Raw genomic sequence first — 14950 nt, 5'->3', positions numbered from 1 at the left:
TAGCCTGAGCCCCAGGCACAGCACGCCCACCCCATCCCACAGAAGAGGCCCCCATGAAGACCTTCCGCACCGCGCTCCTCGGAGCAGCCACCGTCGCCGTCCTCCTCGGCACGGCGGCCTGTAGCAGCAGCGGAACGGCCTCCGACGACACGGCAGGTGACAGCACCGCGGCGGCGAAGACCGAGATCACCGTCGGCTTCAACCCCGGCCCCTACCTGGAGATGTTCCAGGGCGGCATCCAGCCCATCCTGGAGTCGGAGGGCTACACCGTCCAGACGCAGGACTTCACCGACGGCATCGTGGTGAACGTGGCGGTCGCCGACGGCGAGATCGACGCCAACATCATGCAGCACCCGGTGTACCTCGAGTTCGTCAACGCCCAGGAGGGCATCGACAACGCCGCCCTGGTGCAGGTGCCCACCCCGCGCATGGCGCTGTTCGGCGGCAAGTCCACGTCGCTCGACGACGTGAAGGACGGCGCGACCGTCACCGTGCCGAACTCGCCCTCGAACCTCTACCGGGGCCTGCTCATCCTGCGCGAGGCCGGCCTGATCGACTTCGACGACGTCGACGACCCCAACACCGCCGACCTCTCGATCATCACCGAGAACCCGCACAACCTGCAGATCACCCCGATCGAGAACGCCCAGCAGGTGCCCGCGCTCCAGGACGTGGACTATGCCACCATCCAGGGCAACTTCATCATCTCGGGCGGGCTCGACTACAACGACGCGCTCGCGGTCGAAGACCAGCCGATCGAGTTCTCGAACGTGGTCGCGGTGCGCTCGGAGGACGTCGACTCCGACTGGGCCCAGGCCATCAAGGCGGCCTACGAGTCGCAGGAGTTCATCGACTTCATCGAGGCCGACCCGCAGTACGACGGCTACAACCTCCCCGAATGGTTCCAGTGACCTCAGAGTCAGGCCGCATCGAGTTCGAGTCCGTCTCGAAGTCGTTCAGCCCTCGCAAGAACGTCACCACGACCGCCCTGCACGAGATCAGTCTGACGGTCGACCCCGGGTCGATCTTCGGAGTCATCGGCTACAGCGGGGCCGGCAAGTCGACGCTCATCCGGCTGGTGAACGGGCTCGAACGCCCGAGCACCGGCCGGGTGCTCGTCGACGGCCTCGACGTCGGCACCCTCAAGGGCCGCCGGCTGCGCGAGGCCCAGAAGCGCACGGGCATGATCTTCCAGCAGTTCAATCTGCTCGAGACCGTCAAGGTGCGCGACAACGTCGCGATGCCGCTGCGGCTCGACGGAGTGGGTGCGGCGGCGGCCCGGGCCAAGGCCGAGGAGGTGCTCGACTTCGTCGGGCTCTCCAGCAAGGCCGACAGCTTCGCCGGCGACCTCTCCGGCGGGCAGAAGCAGCGCGTGGGCATCGCCCGCGCCCTGGTGCGCAACCCCCGCATCCTGCTCTCCGACGAGGCGACCAGCGCACTCGACCCCACCACCACCGCGCAGATCATCGAGCTGCTGCGGAGCATCAACCGCGAGTACGGCACGACGATCCTCGTGGTGACCCACGAGATGGACGTCATCAAAGACCTGGCGCACCGGGTGGCGGTCGTGGCCGACGGAACCGTCGTCGAGCAGGGCACCGTGCTCGACACCTTCCTGCGCCCCCGCTCCCCCATCACGCGCGACTTCGTGACCACCGTGGTGCCGCAGGGACTTCCCGACCGCGTGATCGACCACCTCGGCGGCGACGGCCTCTGGCGCTTGCTGCTGCTCGACGAGCAGGTCACGCAGCCCCTGCTCTCCGACCTCATCTCGAAGCTCGGTGTCGAGGTGAACATGCTGCACGCCGACATGACCGAGATCCAGGAGCACACGGTGGGCCAGATGATCGTGAAGGTCACGGGTGCCCCCGACCGAGTGGCCGCCGCCCGGGCCTTCCTCACCGAACGCGTCGTGCACCTCGAGGAGGTGCGCCCGTGAACGGCGACAAGTGGACCCTCATCACCCCCGAGCTGTTCTTCAAGGCGCTCGGCGAGACGCTGCAGATGCTCGGCGTCTCGCTCGTGCTCGGGTCGATCCTCGGTGTGATCATCGGCGCCGTGCTCGCCCTCACTCGGGCGGGCGGAGTGCTCGAGAACCGTCCGATCAGCCTCGGCCTCGCGGTGGTCGTCAACCTCATCCGCTCGCTGCCGTTCATCATCCTGCTCGTGGCGATCCTCCCGTTCACGCGGCTGCTGGTCGGCACGAGCATCGGCGTGTGGGCTGCCATCGTGCCGCTCACGGTGATGATCGCGCCCTACATCGGCCGCCTGGTCGAGAACTCCCTGCTCGAGGTGCCGCGCGGCGTCATCGAGGCGGCGCGGGCGATGGGCGCGTCGCCCTGGCAGATCTTCTGGCGGTTCATGCTGCCCGAGGCGCGCGGTTCGCTCATCCTGGCCATCACCATCGCCTCGGTGGGTCTGCTCGACGCCACCGCGATGGCCGGCACCGTGGGTGCAGGCGGAATCGGCGACCTCGCGCTCTCCTACGGCTACCAGCGCTACGACGGCTTCGCCATGGTCATCACCGTGGTCACCCTGATCGTGCTCGTGCAGGGCATCCAGCTGCTCGGCACGGTCATCGCCCGCCGGTTCCGGAGGCGGTGACGGTGGTCGAGTTCGCACCCGCCGCCCGCGTGCAGGCGCTGCCCCCGAACTTCTGGGGTGAGATGGACCGCGAGATCGCGCGGCTCGGCGCCCAGCCGGGTCCCCGCATGATCGACGTCTCGAAGGGCAACCCCGACCTGCCCACGCCCGAGCACATCGTGACGGCGATGCAGCGCGAGGTGGCCGATGCGGCCAACCACCGCTATCCCTCTTACGCCGGCCGGGCCCGCTTCCGTGAGGCGGTGGCGCTGCGCTACCGCGACGACCACGGCGTCGAGATCGACCCGGATGCGCAGGTCGCGGTCTTCCACGGGTCGCACGAGGCCATCATGGCCGCGGTGCTCTCCCGGGTCGACCCCGGCACGACTGTGGTGCTGCCCGATCCCGGCTACCCCATGTACACCTCGGCGACCGATCTCGCGGGCGGGCGCATCGCATCCGTGCCTCTGTCGGAGCCGGGCTACCAGCCCGACTTCGCCGCGCTCGACGGTCTCGACGAGGCCGCACTGCTGCTGCTCAACTACCCGAACAATCCCACGGGTGCGCTCGCCACCCCGGCCGCGTTCGAGGAGGCGATCGCCTTCTCGCTGCGCACGGGAGCGTCGTTCGTGCACGACTTCGCCTACTCCTCGCTCGGGTTCGACGGGCGCGCGCCCCTCTCGGCGCTCGCCGTCGACCGCGAGCTCGCGGTGACCGTGGAGGCGCAGACGCTCTCGAAGACCTACAGCATGGCGGGCTGGCGCATCGGCTTCGCGGCCGGCAACACCTCGCTCGTCACGGCCATGAAGAAGTACCAGTCGCAGGCCTTCAGCACCATGTTCGGCGCTTCGCAGGAGGCCGCGGCAGCAGCTCTCGGCGGCGACCAGACGGCGGCGCGCGAGCTCGTCGGCGTCTACCAGCGCCGGCGCGACCTCGTGGTGTCGGGCCTGCGACGCCTGGGCTGGGACGTGGTGGAGCCCGAGGGCACCTTCTTCGTGTGGGTGCGGCTGCCCGAGGCCGCTGCCGCCGAGGGCGGGGCGATCGGATTCGCGGCGCGGCTGCGCGAGGAGGCCAGGGTCGCCGTGGCGCCCGGTGAAGGCTTCGGACCGCGTGGCGCCGGGCACATCCGGCTCGGGCTCGTGAGCGACGACGCCACCCTGCACGAGCTGATCGAGCGCCTCGACGCGTTCACGAGAACCTCCGGGCGGATCGTCGCGCCCGGCCCCACCCGACAGGAGAACGACTGATGGCGGAGATCGAGAGCTTCACGCTCGACCACAACGCGGTGCTGGCCCCCTACGTGCGGCGCATCGGGGTGGAGCACGGCCCGGGCGGCGGCACGGTCACGAACTTCGACGTGCGCCTCACCCAGCCGAACGTGCAGGAGATACCGACCGCGGGCATCCACACCCTCGAGCACCTGCTCGCCGGGCTGCTGCGCGACCGCATCGACGGCGTCATCGACATCTCGCCGTTCGGCTGCCGCACCGGGTTCCACCTGCTCATGTGGGGCGAGCCCGAGGTGGCCGACGTGGTGGCCGCGCTCGACGCGAGCCTGCGGTTCATCGCGTTCGAGGCCGTCGAGTCGGATGTGCCGGCCGTCACCGCGCGCGAGTGCGGCAACTACCGCGACCACTCTCTGCACACGGCCCGCGAGTGGTCGAAGCACGTGCTCGACCAGGGCATCAGCCTCGACGCCTTCGAGCGGGTGCTGCCGCAGGCGACGGTCTGACGCGATCCGGGCGGGCTCATCCGCCCACTTGCATCTCGCCGATGACGGTCACGCCGTCGGACTCGTACACTGGCACGAGGTAGGTCCTCCCGGCGGTCTCCTCTTGCCAGCGGGTCACGTCGTCGAAGCTGCGGAAGCCTTCCATCGCGGCGGTGCCGTCGACGAATGCGAGCTCGCTTCGGCGCACGTAACCGCGGGCGCCGTTCGTGCCACTCGCCGACAGAAGATCGGGTTCGCCGGCGCCCTCCTTGTAGGTGCCGTAGGTCTCGCCCCGGGCGTTCACACCCCACGTGGTCTCGACATGCAGCAGGAACTCGAACGTGAGCACGACGCTCGTGCCGGGGTCGAGGTCGACGTAGTAGATGAGGCCGTCGGAGAGCGGCTCGTCCTGGCCGGTGCGCGGGCCGGTGACCGGCCCCTCCCACGGCCCTCCGCACGTCGATGACCCGTTGTTGCCGTCGGCGTTCTGCCCCGCGCGAACCGCTCCTGGTGTGAGGCACTGGGTCGCGACGCGCATGTGGGTGGCCCGTTCTGGTGGTGCCAGCGGAATGACCGCCGTCCATCCCGAACCCTCCGGCGCCGGGTAGAGCGAGCTGCCGTCGGCCTCGATGATCACCGACTGCGCACCGCCGACGAGCACCGGGATGGGCGCGCCGGGTGGTGTGCCCACAAGTGCGGGCATGCCGTCGAGACCCTCGGCCGGATCGACGGGTTCGCCTGAGACGGAACCCACGACGGTGCTCGGGCCAAAACTCGCCGACGCCGCCGTCACGGCGCCGCCCGCCAGGAGGCCCGCGAGCACGAAGGCGGCGAAGCCCGCCCAGGGGACACGCCGCGCGCGGCGGGGCGCCGACACCGTGTCGGCGAGCATCCGCCGCACCGCGGCGCGGCGGCGGAGGTCGAATTCGGGGATGCTCATGCTCGTGTCTCCTCCATCCGCACGGCGACGAAAGGGTCGCCCATGCTCTCGGTCAGCAGGCTCTTGGCGCGTCGCCGCGCCCGGGTCAGCCGTGCTTTGGCAGCGTCGTGGCCGATGCCGAGCGCCGACGCGCACTCGGCGAGCGAGAGTCCCTCCACCGCCGACAGCACCAGGATCTGCCGGTCGGCCGGCCGCAGCTCCCGGAGCGCGGCGGCCACCCGCCGGTCGCGCTGGAGCGCCTCGATGGCGTCGAGCGCCCCGTCGGCCGGGTCGGGCTCGTGCTCGTCGGGTGGCAGTTTCGCCAGCAGCGTGCGGTAGCGGCGCCGACTGCGGGCCACATTGCGCGACACGTTGGCGCACGTCACGAGCAGCCAGGGCAGCAGCGAACCGTCGACCACCCGCACCCGTGCCCGTGACCGCCACAGCTCCAGGAACACCGTCGACACGATGTCCTCCGCGTCGTGCACCGTACTCGCATCCCTCAGCGCCGCGCGAAAAAGGCGCCGCTCATGCCGGTCGAACAGCATCGCCATCGCCTCGCCGTCCCCGTCGAGGCACCGCCCCCACAACACCGCGTCCGCCTCATCGGCCACCGCGATCTCATCCCCGGAATCCATACTCACATCCTGGTATGTCCAACACCCGTCGAATGGGGACACCCCACCCGCATCCGCCGCTACGATCACCCCGTGCCCCGCATCGTCAAGACCGGCTGGAAGCTGCTCTACATCGTCGGTGCCGTGGTTGCGATCTTCCTCGTCAACACCCTTCTCCGCGCGACTCCCTGGGTGGTCGCCGAAGTGCTGGGCAATGCCTTCTTCGTGCTGGTGTTCGCCGTCGGCACCCGCTCGTTCCGCGGTCGAGACGAACCGCTGCTGCCCCCTCGGGCCTGGTGGCGGATGACCTCGCGGCCCACCGCCGGGTTCGTGGTGGCGAGCCTGTTCGCCGTCTTCACCGTGACCGGCGTGGTCTTCGCCCTGACCGGATTGAGCGCTGCGCATCCCGCCCAGGCCGTCAGCGGACTCCTGTTCGACGGCCTGATCGCGACCGCCTACGCCCACTCCTCGGTGCGCCTGCTGCGCCATCCGCCGGCCACACAGAAGCCGCTCAACAAGGTGCGGGTACGACTCCGGTAGAGGCGATCAGGAGCGAGACGGTCAGTCGAGAGACGATCAGAGCGCGGCGCTGCGGAACTCGGGCTCACGCACGGACTGGATGCCGAGGAAGAAGTCGCGGGAGGCGACCGGGTCGGCCGCCACGCGCCGGTACAGCTCGAACGCCTCGTCGATGTCGGACTGCACGCCGTCGTAGACGAGGTGCTTGAACCGTGTGGCCGCCGGTGAGGCGTGCTCCAAGAAGGCGGTGCGCCGCCGCCGCGCGTAGTCGTCGAGCGCCGAGTCGCCCTCGGCGCCGGAGATCACCGCGAGCAGCCTGTCGGCCAGCAGCTCCACGTCGAAGACCCCGGTGGTGAGCCCCATCGCCCCGGTCGGGTTGGTGAGGTGCGCCGCATCTCCGGCGAGCAGGATGCGCCCCACCCGATAGCTCGAGGCCGACCGCTGGTGCATGTGGTACGGCGAGTACTGCACGAGCTCAGCCCGCTCACCCGCGGGCAGCAGCCTCGACAGGAACGCGTCGATGCGCTCGGGGATGGTCTCCTCGGCGAGCTCCTCGCTCTCGGCGAAGGTCACCCGCCACAGGTTCTCGCGGTCGAGCAGCGCCACGATGCAGCCGAGCTCCGCATCCATCACCATGTTCGCCCGCCCGTAGCCGAACGCTTCGAAGTCGAAGCGCACGTTCGTGGCCACGAAACGGTCTCCCCACGTCATCCCCTCGAAGTCGAGACCCAGCGCCTTGCGCACGGCGCTCCGGCCGCCGTCGGCACCGACCACCCAGTCGGCCGAGAGCACACGGCCGTCGGCCAGGGTCACCGACGCACTGTCCGCCTCCTGCGACACACCCACCACCTCGGCGCCCCAGTCCACCTCAACTGCGGGGAGACGCGCCAGGTGCCTCAGCACGATCTCGCCGAGCGCGTCCTGCCCGAGGTTGAGGTTGTAGGGGAACGGAACCACGCCGGCGATCGCATCCTGCGACACCTGCACCGACTCCCCCGTCGACGGCCGGTGGAAGGCGTTCGCCCGCACGATCACTCCCTCGGCCTCGGCGGCCTCCCGCACACCGAGCTTGTCGAGCACCTCGAGCACGCACCAGTGGTAGACAGCGGCCCGGGGCGAATCGTTGAGGGACTTGCCACGTTCGAGCACCGTCACGGCCACATCTGCACGGCCCAGCGCCAGCGCCGTCAGGAGTCCGACCGGACCGGCGCCCACCACGAGAACGGATGCACGACTGCTGCCCATGAGAACCTCACTGTTCCCAGCCCTCAACTTGGTAGGACTGTCAGACAAAACAGTAGTGCGTCACAAGCGACGGGTCACGTGATTCCCGCCGTATCCAGGATATCGCGAGGCACGGGGCTTGCGGCAAGCACCCCACGAGGGGGCAGAATGGCTGATCGCGCGCCAGATACACGTCGCGCGCGGCACACGGGAGGAGAACGGATGCACGACGTGATCGTGGTCGGGGCGGGGCCGACGGGGGCGATGCTGGCCGCCGAGTTGCGCCTGCACGGGGTCGGGGTGCTGCTGCTCGAACGGGAGACGGAGCCCACCCCGCTCGTGCGCTCGCTGGGTCTGCACCCGAGGAGCGTCGAGATCCTCGACCAGCGCGGCCTGCTCGAACGCTTCCTCGAGCACGGCACCCGCTACCCCGGGGCGGGCGGCCGCTTCGCCGGTCTCGCCCCCGCGCATCCGGTGGTGCTCGATACCGCCCACGACTACATCCTCGGCATCCCGCAGCCCGTCACCGACCGCCTCCTGCTCGATCACGCGCTCGACCTGGGCACCGAGCTGCGCCGCGGCGCGCGTGTCGTCGGACTCGAGCAGGATCCCGAGGGTGTCACGGTCGAGCTGGCCGACGGCGAGCGGATGCGCCCCGGCTGGCTCGTGGGCTGCGACGGCGGCCGCAGCACGGTGCGCAAGGCCGCGGGCATCCTGTTCCCAGGCAACGCCGCGACGACGGAGTGGATGCTCGGCGAGGTGCAGGTCACGGCTGCCCCCGACGAGATCGCCCGCGTGTCGGAGGAGGTGCGCCGCACACGGCTCGGCTTCGGCATCGGCCCCGCAGGGCAGACCGCCGGCGACGGCGCCCCGCTCTTCCGTGCGGTCGTGCCAGCGGCCGAGGTGAGCACCGATCGTTCGGTCGCGCCTACCTTGGAGCAGTTCCGCGCCCGCCTGCGCGAGTACACCGGCACCGACTTCGGGGTGCACTCGCCGCGCGCGCTCACCCGCTTCACCGACGCCACCCGGCTGGCCGAGCGCTACCGCGACGGCCGGGTGCTGCTCGCCGGCGACGCCGCCCACGTGCATCCCCCGCTCGGCGGCCAGGGGCTGAACCTCGGCATCCAGGACGCCTTCAACCTCGGCTGGAAGCTCGCCGCGACGGTGAACGGATGGGCGCCCACCGGACTGCTCGACAGCTACGGCGCCGAGAGGCATCCGGTCGCGGCCGAGGTGCTGAGCCTCACCCGGGCGCAGAGCGAGCTGCTCTCCCCCGAGCCCGGACCGCAGGCCGTGCGCCGCCTACTCGCCGAGCTCGTGCAGCTCGACGACGTCGCCCACCTGCTCGCCGAACGGGTGAGCGGTATCGGCATCCGCTACGACCTCGGTCCCGACCCTGACCCCGCCGCCGCCGGCGCGTCCGATCCGCTCCTCGGCCGCCGCCTCCGCGACCTCCCGCTCGCGCACGGCCGCCTCTACGAGCGGATGCACGGCGGCCGGGGGCTGCTGCTCGACCGCACCGGCACCCTCTCGGTGGAGGGCTGGCAGGACCGCGTCGACCTCGTGGCCGACCCCCTCGCCGGAGACCCGGCCGCGCCCACCGCGACCGCCGTGCTGCTGCGGCCCGACGGCCACGTGGTGTGGGCCGGCGACGACCAGCGAACGCTGGACGCTCAGCTCTCCGCGCGCTTCGGTGCGAGAGCGGTGCCGGCCTCCTCCTCGTGATCGAACACCGAAGGGTTGGTGAGCACCTTCACCGTGAAGTAGACACCGCCCACCACCACGATGCCGCCCACGATCAGCGCCGGCACCAGGGCGTCGGGCGGGGTGACGAGCACCACGAGTGCGACCACCACCCACACCAGCGCGGCGACCGCCACCGGCACCTCCAGCCTGCCGAGGGCGAAGCCGCCCTCCCGCCGGTCGAGCCGTCGCCGCACCGCGAGGTAGAGCACGATGGTTCCGCCGTAGAGCAGCGCCGGCAGGATGGTGCTCCCCACGATCAGCTGCAGCAGCGCCGCTCCCGGCAGCGCCAGCATGAGCACCGCACCCACCACGACGATGAGCACCGTCGCGGCGATCGGCGTGCGGGTGCGCGGGTTCACCCGCGACATCAGCCTCGCCGCGGGGAATCGCCCGTCGCGCGCCATCGCGAACACCTGGCGCGCGCAGGCGGCCATCGTCACCGTGCCCGCCCCGAACATCGCGAAGGCGATCACGGCCAGCAGCAGCCGCTCCCACACCGGCCCCAGCTGCTCGCGGATGATCGCGGCGACCGGTGAGGCGTCGCGGGTGACCGCGTCGAGGTCGTCAATCGAGAGGGTGAGCACCACCACGAACACCAGCCCGGCCACGCCGGCGGCGACGACCGACAACACGATCGCGCGCGGCACCGCACGGAACGGCTCGCGGGCCTCCTCGGCGAGGTTGGCGGCGGAATCGAAGCCGACGAGCGTGGTGAGACCCATCAGAGCGCCCGCCATCAGCCCTCCGCCGAGCGCGAAGTAGGCCGGGTCGCCCGCGGCCGACCCCTGCGACACCAGGTTCTCGGGATGCGCGCTGCCCGACACGAGCATCGCCACGACGAGGGCCACCACCAGCACCGCCACGATGGCGAGCTCGGCCACCACCGCCGTCGAGCTCACCAGTCCGAGCAGCCGGGTCGAGGCGATGACCAGAGCGGCCTGCACCACGAGCACGGCGAGCGTCAGCACCCGGCCGGTGCTTTCGTCGTCGGGCAGGCCGAACAGCGGCGTGATCGCCTGGGTCACGAGCGCGTTGTCGACGGCCACCACCGCGATGGCGAGGAACCAGAACCCGAGCCAGCCGAAGAACCATCCCACCCGCGGCGTGGCGAGCCGCGACGCCCACTGGTACGACGAGCCGCTCAGCGCGATCCGCGCGGCGAACTGCGCCACCACCAGGGCCACCAGCGTCTGGCCCACGGCGACCACCACCCACAGCCAGATGCCCACGGGACCCGACGAGGAGAGCACGTCGCCGTAGGTGCCGAACACCCCCACCGCCACCGAGATGAACGCGAACGAGACCGCGAAGAGCTGGAAGCCGCCCAGCGTGCGGGTGAGCCCGGTGCTCACAGCCGCGGGGTGCGCGGCGGCTCGGTGCGCGCAGGGTGCAGTCGTTCGAGGGCCGCGGCCAGCCGGAGCAGCAGCACGTCGGAGTAGGCCGGCCCCGCGAGCGTGACCCCGATGGGCATGCCGATGTCGGCCATCTCCCCCATCGGTACGGTGACGGTCGGGATGCCGAGGTGCCGCACCGCGAGGTTGCCGTTCGCCACCCACACCCCGTTGCGCCACCCGGCGTCGGCCGATTCCGGGTTCACGTCCATGTCGGCCGGCCCGACGTCGGCCACGGCGGGGAAGAGCACGGCGTCGAGCCCGAGGTCGTCCATCCACTCCTCCAGGTCGAGCTCCCTCGTGCGTTCGAGGCCCCGCACGCCGTCGGCGAGGGCGGGGATGTCGGTGAACGCGGAGTACGGATGCTCGCGCACCTGCTCGGGGTAGCCCGCGATGTCGTCGTCGAAGCCGGTGTACCGGTCGGGCAGCGCGCCGGCCGGATGCGGGAAGATCGCCGAGCCGTCGACTCCGACGAGCGTCGAGAGGGCGGGATCGCCGTTGGCGGCGAGGAAGTCGTCCCACGCCCACGCCGAGAGGTCGACGATCTCGCGCTTCAGGAACTCCGGAGACACCAAGCCCCTCGTCGCGATCGTGGGCGCGCCGGCCCGGTCGCCCTCGTAGTTCGTCACCGCGGGGAAGCCGACTTCCACGACCTCCGCACCCGCCGCCTCGAGCACCCGGCGCACCCGCCCGAACAGCTCGAGCGAGCTCGGCCGCGGAACGATCCGCTCCCCCGTCGGTCCGCCGATCCCGGTGCCCGTACCCGCGTGCTCGTCGGTGCCGAGATACATGCGCGGCACCCCGAACCGCACGCCGGCAAGGGCGGCCTGCGCATGGTCGTCGCTGGCCGGGGCCAGCGCCGGGAACGACGGCGGCCGGATGCTCGACGCGGCCGGGATCTCGACCCACGGCTGCGACCGCCAGAAGTCGCCCCGCGCATCCGGGTCGTCGTCGACCACGACGTCGAGCACCTCGAGCAGGTCGGCGACCGTGCGGGCGTGCGGCACCACGACATCCATCGTGGGCACGAGAGGCCAGTTGCCGCGCACCGAGATGACCCCGCGCGACGGCGTGTAGGCGCAGAGCGCGTTGTTGGTGGCCGGCGCCCGGCCGCTCGACCAGGTCTCCTCGGCCAGGCCGAAGGCCGCGAAGCTCGCGGCGGTGGCCGTGCCCGATCCGTTGGACGACCCCGAGGCGAAGGCCGAGGTGAGGTACCCGGCGCTGTAGGGGCTCTCGGCGCGCCCGTAGAGTCCGCGCTGCATGCCTCCGTTGGCCATCGGCGGCATGTTGGTGAGGCCGAGGCAGATCGCACCGCCGGCGCGCAGCCGCTCCACGGTGAAGGCGTCGCGCTGTGCCCGCAGGCCTGCGAAGGCCGGGCTGCCGGCCGCCGCCGTGAGGCCTCGCACGAGGTAGCTGTCCTTCGCGGTGTACGGGATGCCGTCCAGCGGCCCGAGCACAGGATCCGCTGCCCGCCGCGCGTCGGAGGCGCGTGCCTCGTCGAGCGCTCCGGGGTTCAGTTCGACCAGGGCGTTCAGCCGCGGCCCCCCGCGGTCGTAGGCCTCGATTCTGGCGAGGTAGGCGTTCACGAGCTCGACGCTCGTGGTGCGGCCCTCCTCCAGCGCAGAGCGGAGCACCGCGATCGGCGCCTCCACGACGTCGAAGCTCATGCGCCGGCGCCCGTCCCCGCCTCGCGCGCGGGCAGCTCGGGCAGCGCGGGTTGCTGCTGCGTGATGCAGTGGATGCCCCCGCCGCGCGCGAAGATCTCGCGCGCGTCGACCGTCACCACCTCACGACCCGGGTACTCCTCGGCCAGGATCGACGCCGCCCGCGCATCCGCCACCGGGTCGCCGAAGCCGCACGCGATCACCGCGCCGTTCAGCACGTAGTGGTTGACGTAGCTCCAGTCGACCGGCCCGTGCTCGTCGGTCAGCGTGGCCGGTGCGGGCAGCTCGACGATCTCGAAGGCGCGGCCGGCTGCATCCGTCTGGCCGGCGAGCACCTCGCGCAGCTGCTGCACCACGAGGTGGTCGGGATGCGCGGGGTCGGGCTGCGCGTGCAGCAGCAGCCGCCCGGGCGAGGGGATCGCCGCCACGATGTCGACGTGACCGTTGGTGCCGAAATCGTCGTAGTCACGGGTGAGCCCGCGGGGCAGCCACACCAGGTGGTGGGTGCCGAGGGTGCGGAGCATCTCGGCCTCCACGCGCCCCCGGTCGGCGAACGGGTTGCGGCGCGGGTCGAGCTGCACCGTCTCGGTGAGCAGCACCGTGCCTTCGCCGTCGACGTGGATGCCCCCGCCCTCGTTCACGAGCAGCGAGCTCACGAGCTCGGCACCGACCGCGTCCGCCACGAAGGCTCCGTGCCTCGCCGACTTCTGCCACTCGGCCCAGGCGGGGGCGCCCCAGCCGTTGAAGATCCAGTCGACCGCGCCGAGCGCTCCCGGCCTCTCGGCGTCGAGCACGAAGGTGGGGCCCGAGTCGCGCATCCAGAACTCGTCGACGGGGGTCTCGACGAGGTCGATCGCCCCGTCGAGCAGCGACCGGGCTCGGGCCGTCTCGGAGGGGTCGACGAGCATCGAGAGCGGCTCGAAGCCGGCGACCGCGTTGGCCACGGCGGCCCACGCGGCGTAGCCGCCCTCCGTCTCGGCGGGCGTGCGCCCGAGGGTCTCTCCGACGCGCGGGAAGGTCATCCAGGTGCGCTCGTGCGGTGCGCCCTCGACGGGCATGCGCCAGGTCACGACTGTCCCCCGGCGGTGCCGTGGGCGTCCATGGTGTCGAGGATGAGCACCAGGTCGGCGAGCGTCGTGCGCGGGTTGACGATGGCGAACCGGGCGTTCGCCCTGCCGTGGTGGGCGCTCGGGGTGACGAAAGCGAGCTGCTCGTCGAGCAGTCTCGCCGACCAGGCGGAGTAGTCGGCCTTCGACCAGCCGACCCGTTCGAACACCACCACCGAGAGCTGCGGGTCGCGCACCAGCTCGAATCCGGGTCGCTCACGGATGAGCTCGGCCGCCTCGCGGGCCAGCACGAGTGAGGCGGTGATGGCCTCGCGGTATGCCGCAGCCCCGTAGCTGGCGAGCGAGAACCACAGCGGCAGCCCGCGCGGGCGCCTGGTGAGGTGCGCCGCGAAGTCAGAGGGGCTCCAGTCGGTCGTCTCGGTGAGGGTGTCGAGGTAGTCGGCGTGCTGGGTGTGCGCCCGGCGGCCCAGCTCGGGGTCGCGGTAGAGCAGGGCGCAGGCGTCGAAGGGGGCGAACAGCCACTTGTGCGGGTCGACCACGAGCGAGTCCGCCCGCTCCACGCCGGCGAACCTCGGCCGGGCTTCCGGGGACAGCATCGCCGACAGCCCGTAGGCCCCGTCGACGTGGAACCAGACACCGTGCGCGGCCGCCGCCTCGCCGACACCGGCGAGGTCGTCGACGATGCCGAAGTTGGTGGTGCCCGCCGTGGCGACCACGGCGAACACGCTGCCGCCGTGCTCCTCCAGCGCGGCGCGCACGGCCGGGCCGCGCAGCGTGCCGTCGGCGTCGACCGGCACCGCCACCACCTCCACGTCCATCACCCGCGCGGCCGAGGCGATCGAGGAGTGCGCCTCCGCACTGCAGACCACCCGCCAGCGCTCGGGCAGCGGGCCGCCCGCCTCACGAGCCCGATCGCGGGCCGCCTCGCGGGCCGCGACCAGGGCCGACAGGTTGCCGAGCGTGCCGCCCTGCACGAACACGCCGCCCGCACCGGCGGGCATGCCGAACTCGGCGGCGAGCCAGCGCAGTACCTCGTTCTCGGCGTGCACCGCTCCCGCGCCCTCGAGCCACGAGCCGCCGTAGAGAGCGCTCGCCGACACCACCACGTCGAACGCGGCGGCGGCCTTCGAGGGCGCGCTCGGGATGAACGAGAGGTACCGCGGGTCGTCGGTGGTGATGCAGGCCGGGGCCAGGATGTGCTCGAAGATCGACAGCGCCTTCGCCGCGCCGATGCCCTGCTCGGTGACGGTCGCCCCCGCCAGACGGCTCAGCTCGGTGGCGCTCTGGGGCTTGTCGAGTGGGGTGTCGACCATGAGCAGCCGCTGCCGCGAGTAGTCGAGCACCCGGTCGACGATGTCGCGGTTCTCCTCGGTCACCTCGTGCATCCGCGCGGCGGCGACGGTCGTCGCTGCGCTCGAGTTCTGTGCGGTCATCGGCACCTCCGGTGACCATACGATACCCAGCCGGAGCGCCGAACCCCAGCATCCCTTCTCCGCGCCTGGGGACCTG

General features: G+C 71.5%; 14 protein-coding genes. 7 read left to right on the top strand and 7 right to left on the bottom strand.

The window, feature by feature from the left end:
- Nucleotides 1-53 precede the first annotated feature (53 nt).
- The 5 genes from N1031_RS18890 to N1031_RS18870 are packed head-to-tail and all read left to right on the top strand — an operon-like array spanning nucleotide 54 to nucleotide 4315.
- Complete coding sequence (locus N1031_RS18890; RefSeq protein WP_259481483.1) at nucleotides 54-911, top strand: MetQ/NlpA family ABC transporter substrate-binding protein; 858 nt, start codon at nucleotides 54-56, stop codon at nucleotides 909-911.
- Nucleotides 908-1939: a methionine ABC transporter ATP-binding protein gene (locus N1031_RS18885; protein ID WP_259481482.1), complete on the top strand. Its 1032-nt coding sequence runs from the start codon at nucleotides 908-910 to the stop codon at nucleotides 1937-1939. Before N1031_RS18890 ends, N1031_RS18885 begins: the two co-directional genes overlap by 4 nt.
- Complete coding sequence (locus tag N1031_RS18880) at nucleotides 1936-2604, top strand: methionine ABC transporter permease (RefSeq protein ID WP_259481481.1); 669 nt, start codon at nucleotides 1936-1938, stop codon at nucleotides 2602-2604. Before N1031_RS18885 ends, N1031_RS18880 begins: the two co-directional genes overlap by 4 nt.
- Nucleotides 2605-2606: 2 nt before the next feature.
- The gene (locus tag N1031_RS18875) at nucleotides 2607-3830 is read left to right on the top strand and encodes an aminotransferase class I/II-fold pyridoxal phosphate-dependent enzyme (protein WP_259481480.1); all 1224 of its coding nucleotides are present in this window, start codon (nucleotides 2607-2609) and stop codon (nucleotides 3828-3830) included.
- A complete protein-coding gene (locus N1031_RS18870; protein WP_259481479.1) occupies nucleotides 3830-4315 on the top strand; it encodes an S-ribosylhomocysteine lyase in 486 nt (161 codons plus the stop codon). Before N1031_RS18875 ends, N1031_RS18870 begins: the two co-directional genes overlap by 1 nt.
- Before the next feature lie 16 nt (nucleotides 4316-4331).
- Here N1031_RS18870 and N1031_RS18865 read toward each other — a convergent pair whose 3' ends face one another.
- Nucleotides 4332-5234 carry a hypothetical protein gene (locus N1031_RS18865; RefSeq protein ID WP_259481478.1) on the bottom strand — a complete coding sequence of 301 codons (903 nt, stop codon included), beginning with the start codon at nucleotides 5232-5234 and terminating at the stop codon, nucleotides 4332-4334.
- Entirely contained in the window at nucleotides 5231-5851 is a 621-nt protein-coding gene (locus tag N1031_RS18860; protein ID WP_259481477.1) for an RNA polymerase sigma factor, read from the bottom strand. The genes N1031_RS18865 and N1031_RS18860 overlap by 4 nt, the downstream gene beginning before the upstream one ends.
- 72 nt (nucleotides 5852-5923) lie before the next feature.
- Here N1031_RS18860 and N1031_RS18855 point away from each other — a divergent pair, with 72 nt between their 5' ends.
- Nucleotides 5924-6370, top strand: coding sequence for a hypothetical protein (locus N1031_RS18855; RefSeq protein ID WP_259481476.1), 447 nt, complete (start codon nucleotides 5924-5926; stop codon nucleotides 6368-6370).
- A gap of 36 nt (nucleotides 6371-6406) precedes the next feature.
- On the opposite strand, the gene N1031_RS18850 is transcribed toward N1031_RS18855, so the two are convergent.
- Nucleotides 6407-7594: an FAD-dependent oxidoreductase gene (locus tag N1031_RS18850; protein WP_259481474.1), complete on the bottom strand. Its 1188-nt coding sequence runs from the start codon at nucleotides 7592-7594 to the stop codon at nucleotides 6407-6409.
- Between the two features lie 201 nt (nucleotides 7595-7795).
- Here N1031_RS18850 and N1031_RS18845 point away from each other — a divergent pair, with 201 nt between their 5' ends.
- Nucleotides 7796-9298 carry an FAD-dependent monooxygenase gene (locus N1031_RS18845; protein ID WP_259481472.1) on the top strand — a complete coding sequence of 501 codons (1503 nt, stop codon included), beginning with the start codon at nucleotides 7796-7798 and terminating at the stop codon, nucleotides 9296-9298.
- Here N1031_RS18845 and N1031_RS18840 read toward each other — a convergent pair.
- From N1031_RS18840 to N1031_RS18825, 4 genes are read right to left on the bottom strand one after another with little or no spacing between them, the layout of a single operon-like run.
- The gene (locus N1031_RS18840; protein ID WP_259481471.1) at nucleotides 9247-10671 is read right to left on the bottom strand and encodes an APC family permease; all 1425 of its coding nucleotides are present in this window, start codon (nucleotides 10669-10671) and stop codon (nucleotides 9247-9249) included. The two genes, N1031_RS18845 and N1031_RS18840, sit on opposite strands and share 52 nt — an antisense overlap.
- Nucleotides 10668-12377, bottom strand: coding sequence for an amidase (locus tag N1031_RS18835; RefSeq protein WP_259481469.1), 1710 nt, complete (start codon nucleotides 12375-12377; stop codon nucleotides 10668-10670). Before N1031_RS18835 ends, N1031_RS18840 begins: the two co-directional genes overlap by 4 nt.
- Nucleotides 12374-13444 carry an agmatine deiminase family protein gene (locus N1031_RS18830; RefSeq protein WP_259481468.1) on the bottom strand — a complete coding sequence of 357 codons (1071 nt, stop codon included), beginning with the start codon at nucleotides 13442-13444 and terminating at the stop codon, nucleotides 12374-12376. Before N1031_RS18830 ends, N1031_RS18835 begins: the two co-directional genes overlap by 4 nt.
- On the bottom strand, nucleotides 13441-14874 hold the full coding sequence (locus N1031_RS18825; RefSeq protein WP_259481466.1) for a pyridoxal phosphate-dependent decarboxylase family protein: 1434 nt from the start codon (nucleotides 14872-14874) through the stop codon (nucleotides 13441-13443). The genes N1031_RS18830 and N1031_RS18825 overlap by 4 nt, the downstream gene beginning before the upstream one ends.
- Nucleotides 14875-14950: the final 76 nt, after the last annotated feature.

The organism is Herbiconiux moechotypicola, assembly GCF_024979255.1.
GTDB lineage: Bacteria > Actinomycetota > Actinomycetes > Actinomycetales > Microbacteriaceae > Herbiconiux > Herbiconiux moechotypicola.
Note: the sequence above shows the minus strand (reverse complement) of the source record. Positions and strands in the feature narration are given on the sequence as shown.

What these genes read in the sequence shown, in the direction of transcription:
- N1031_RS18890 (WP_259481483.1), top strand. Translation starts at nt 54, where the DNA reads ATGAAGACCTTCCGCACCGCGCTCCTCGGAGCAGCCACCGTCGCCGTC.
- N1031_RS18870 (WP_259481479.1), top strand. Translation starts at nt 3,830, where the DNA reads ATGGCGGAGATCGAGAGCTTCACGCTCGACCACAACGCGGTGCTGGCC.
- N1031_RS18865 (WP_259481478.1), bottom strand. Translation starts at nt 5,234, where the DNA reads ATGAGCATCCCCGAATTCGACCTCCGCCGCCGCGCCGCGGTGCGGCGG.
- N1031_RS18860 (WP_259481477.1), bottom strand. Translation starts at nt 5,851, where the DNA reads ATGGATTCCGGGGATGAGATCGCGGTGGCCGATGAGGCGGACGCGGTG.
- N1031_RS18850 (WP_259481474.1), bottom strand. Translation starts at nt 7,594, where the DNA reads ATGGGCAGCAGTCGTGCATCCGTTCTCGTGGTGGGCGCCGGTCCGGTC.
- N1031_RS18845 (WP_259481472.1), top strand. Translation starts at nt 7,796, where the DNA reads ATGCACGACGTGATCGTGGTCGGGGCGGGGCCGACGGGGGCGATGCTG.
- N1031_RS18835 (WP_259481469.1), bottom strand. Translation starts at nt 12,377, where the DNA reads ATGAGCTTCGACGTCGTGGAGGCGCCGATCGCGGTGCTCCGCTCTGCG.
- N1031_RS18825 (WP_259481466.1), bottom strand. Translation starts at nt 14,874, where the DNA reads ATGACCGCACAGAACTCGAGCGCAGCGACGACCGTCGCCGCCGCGCGG.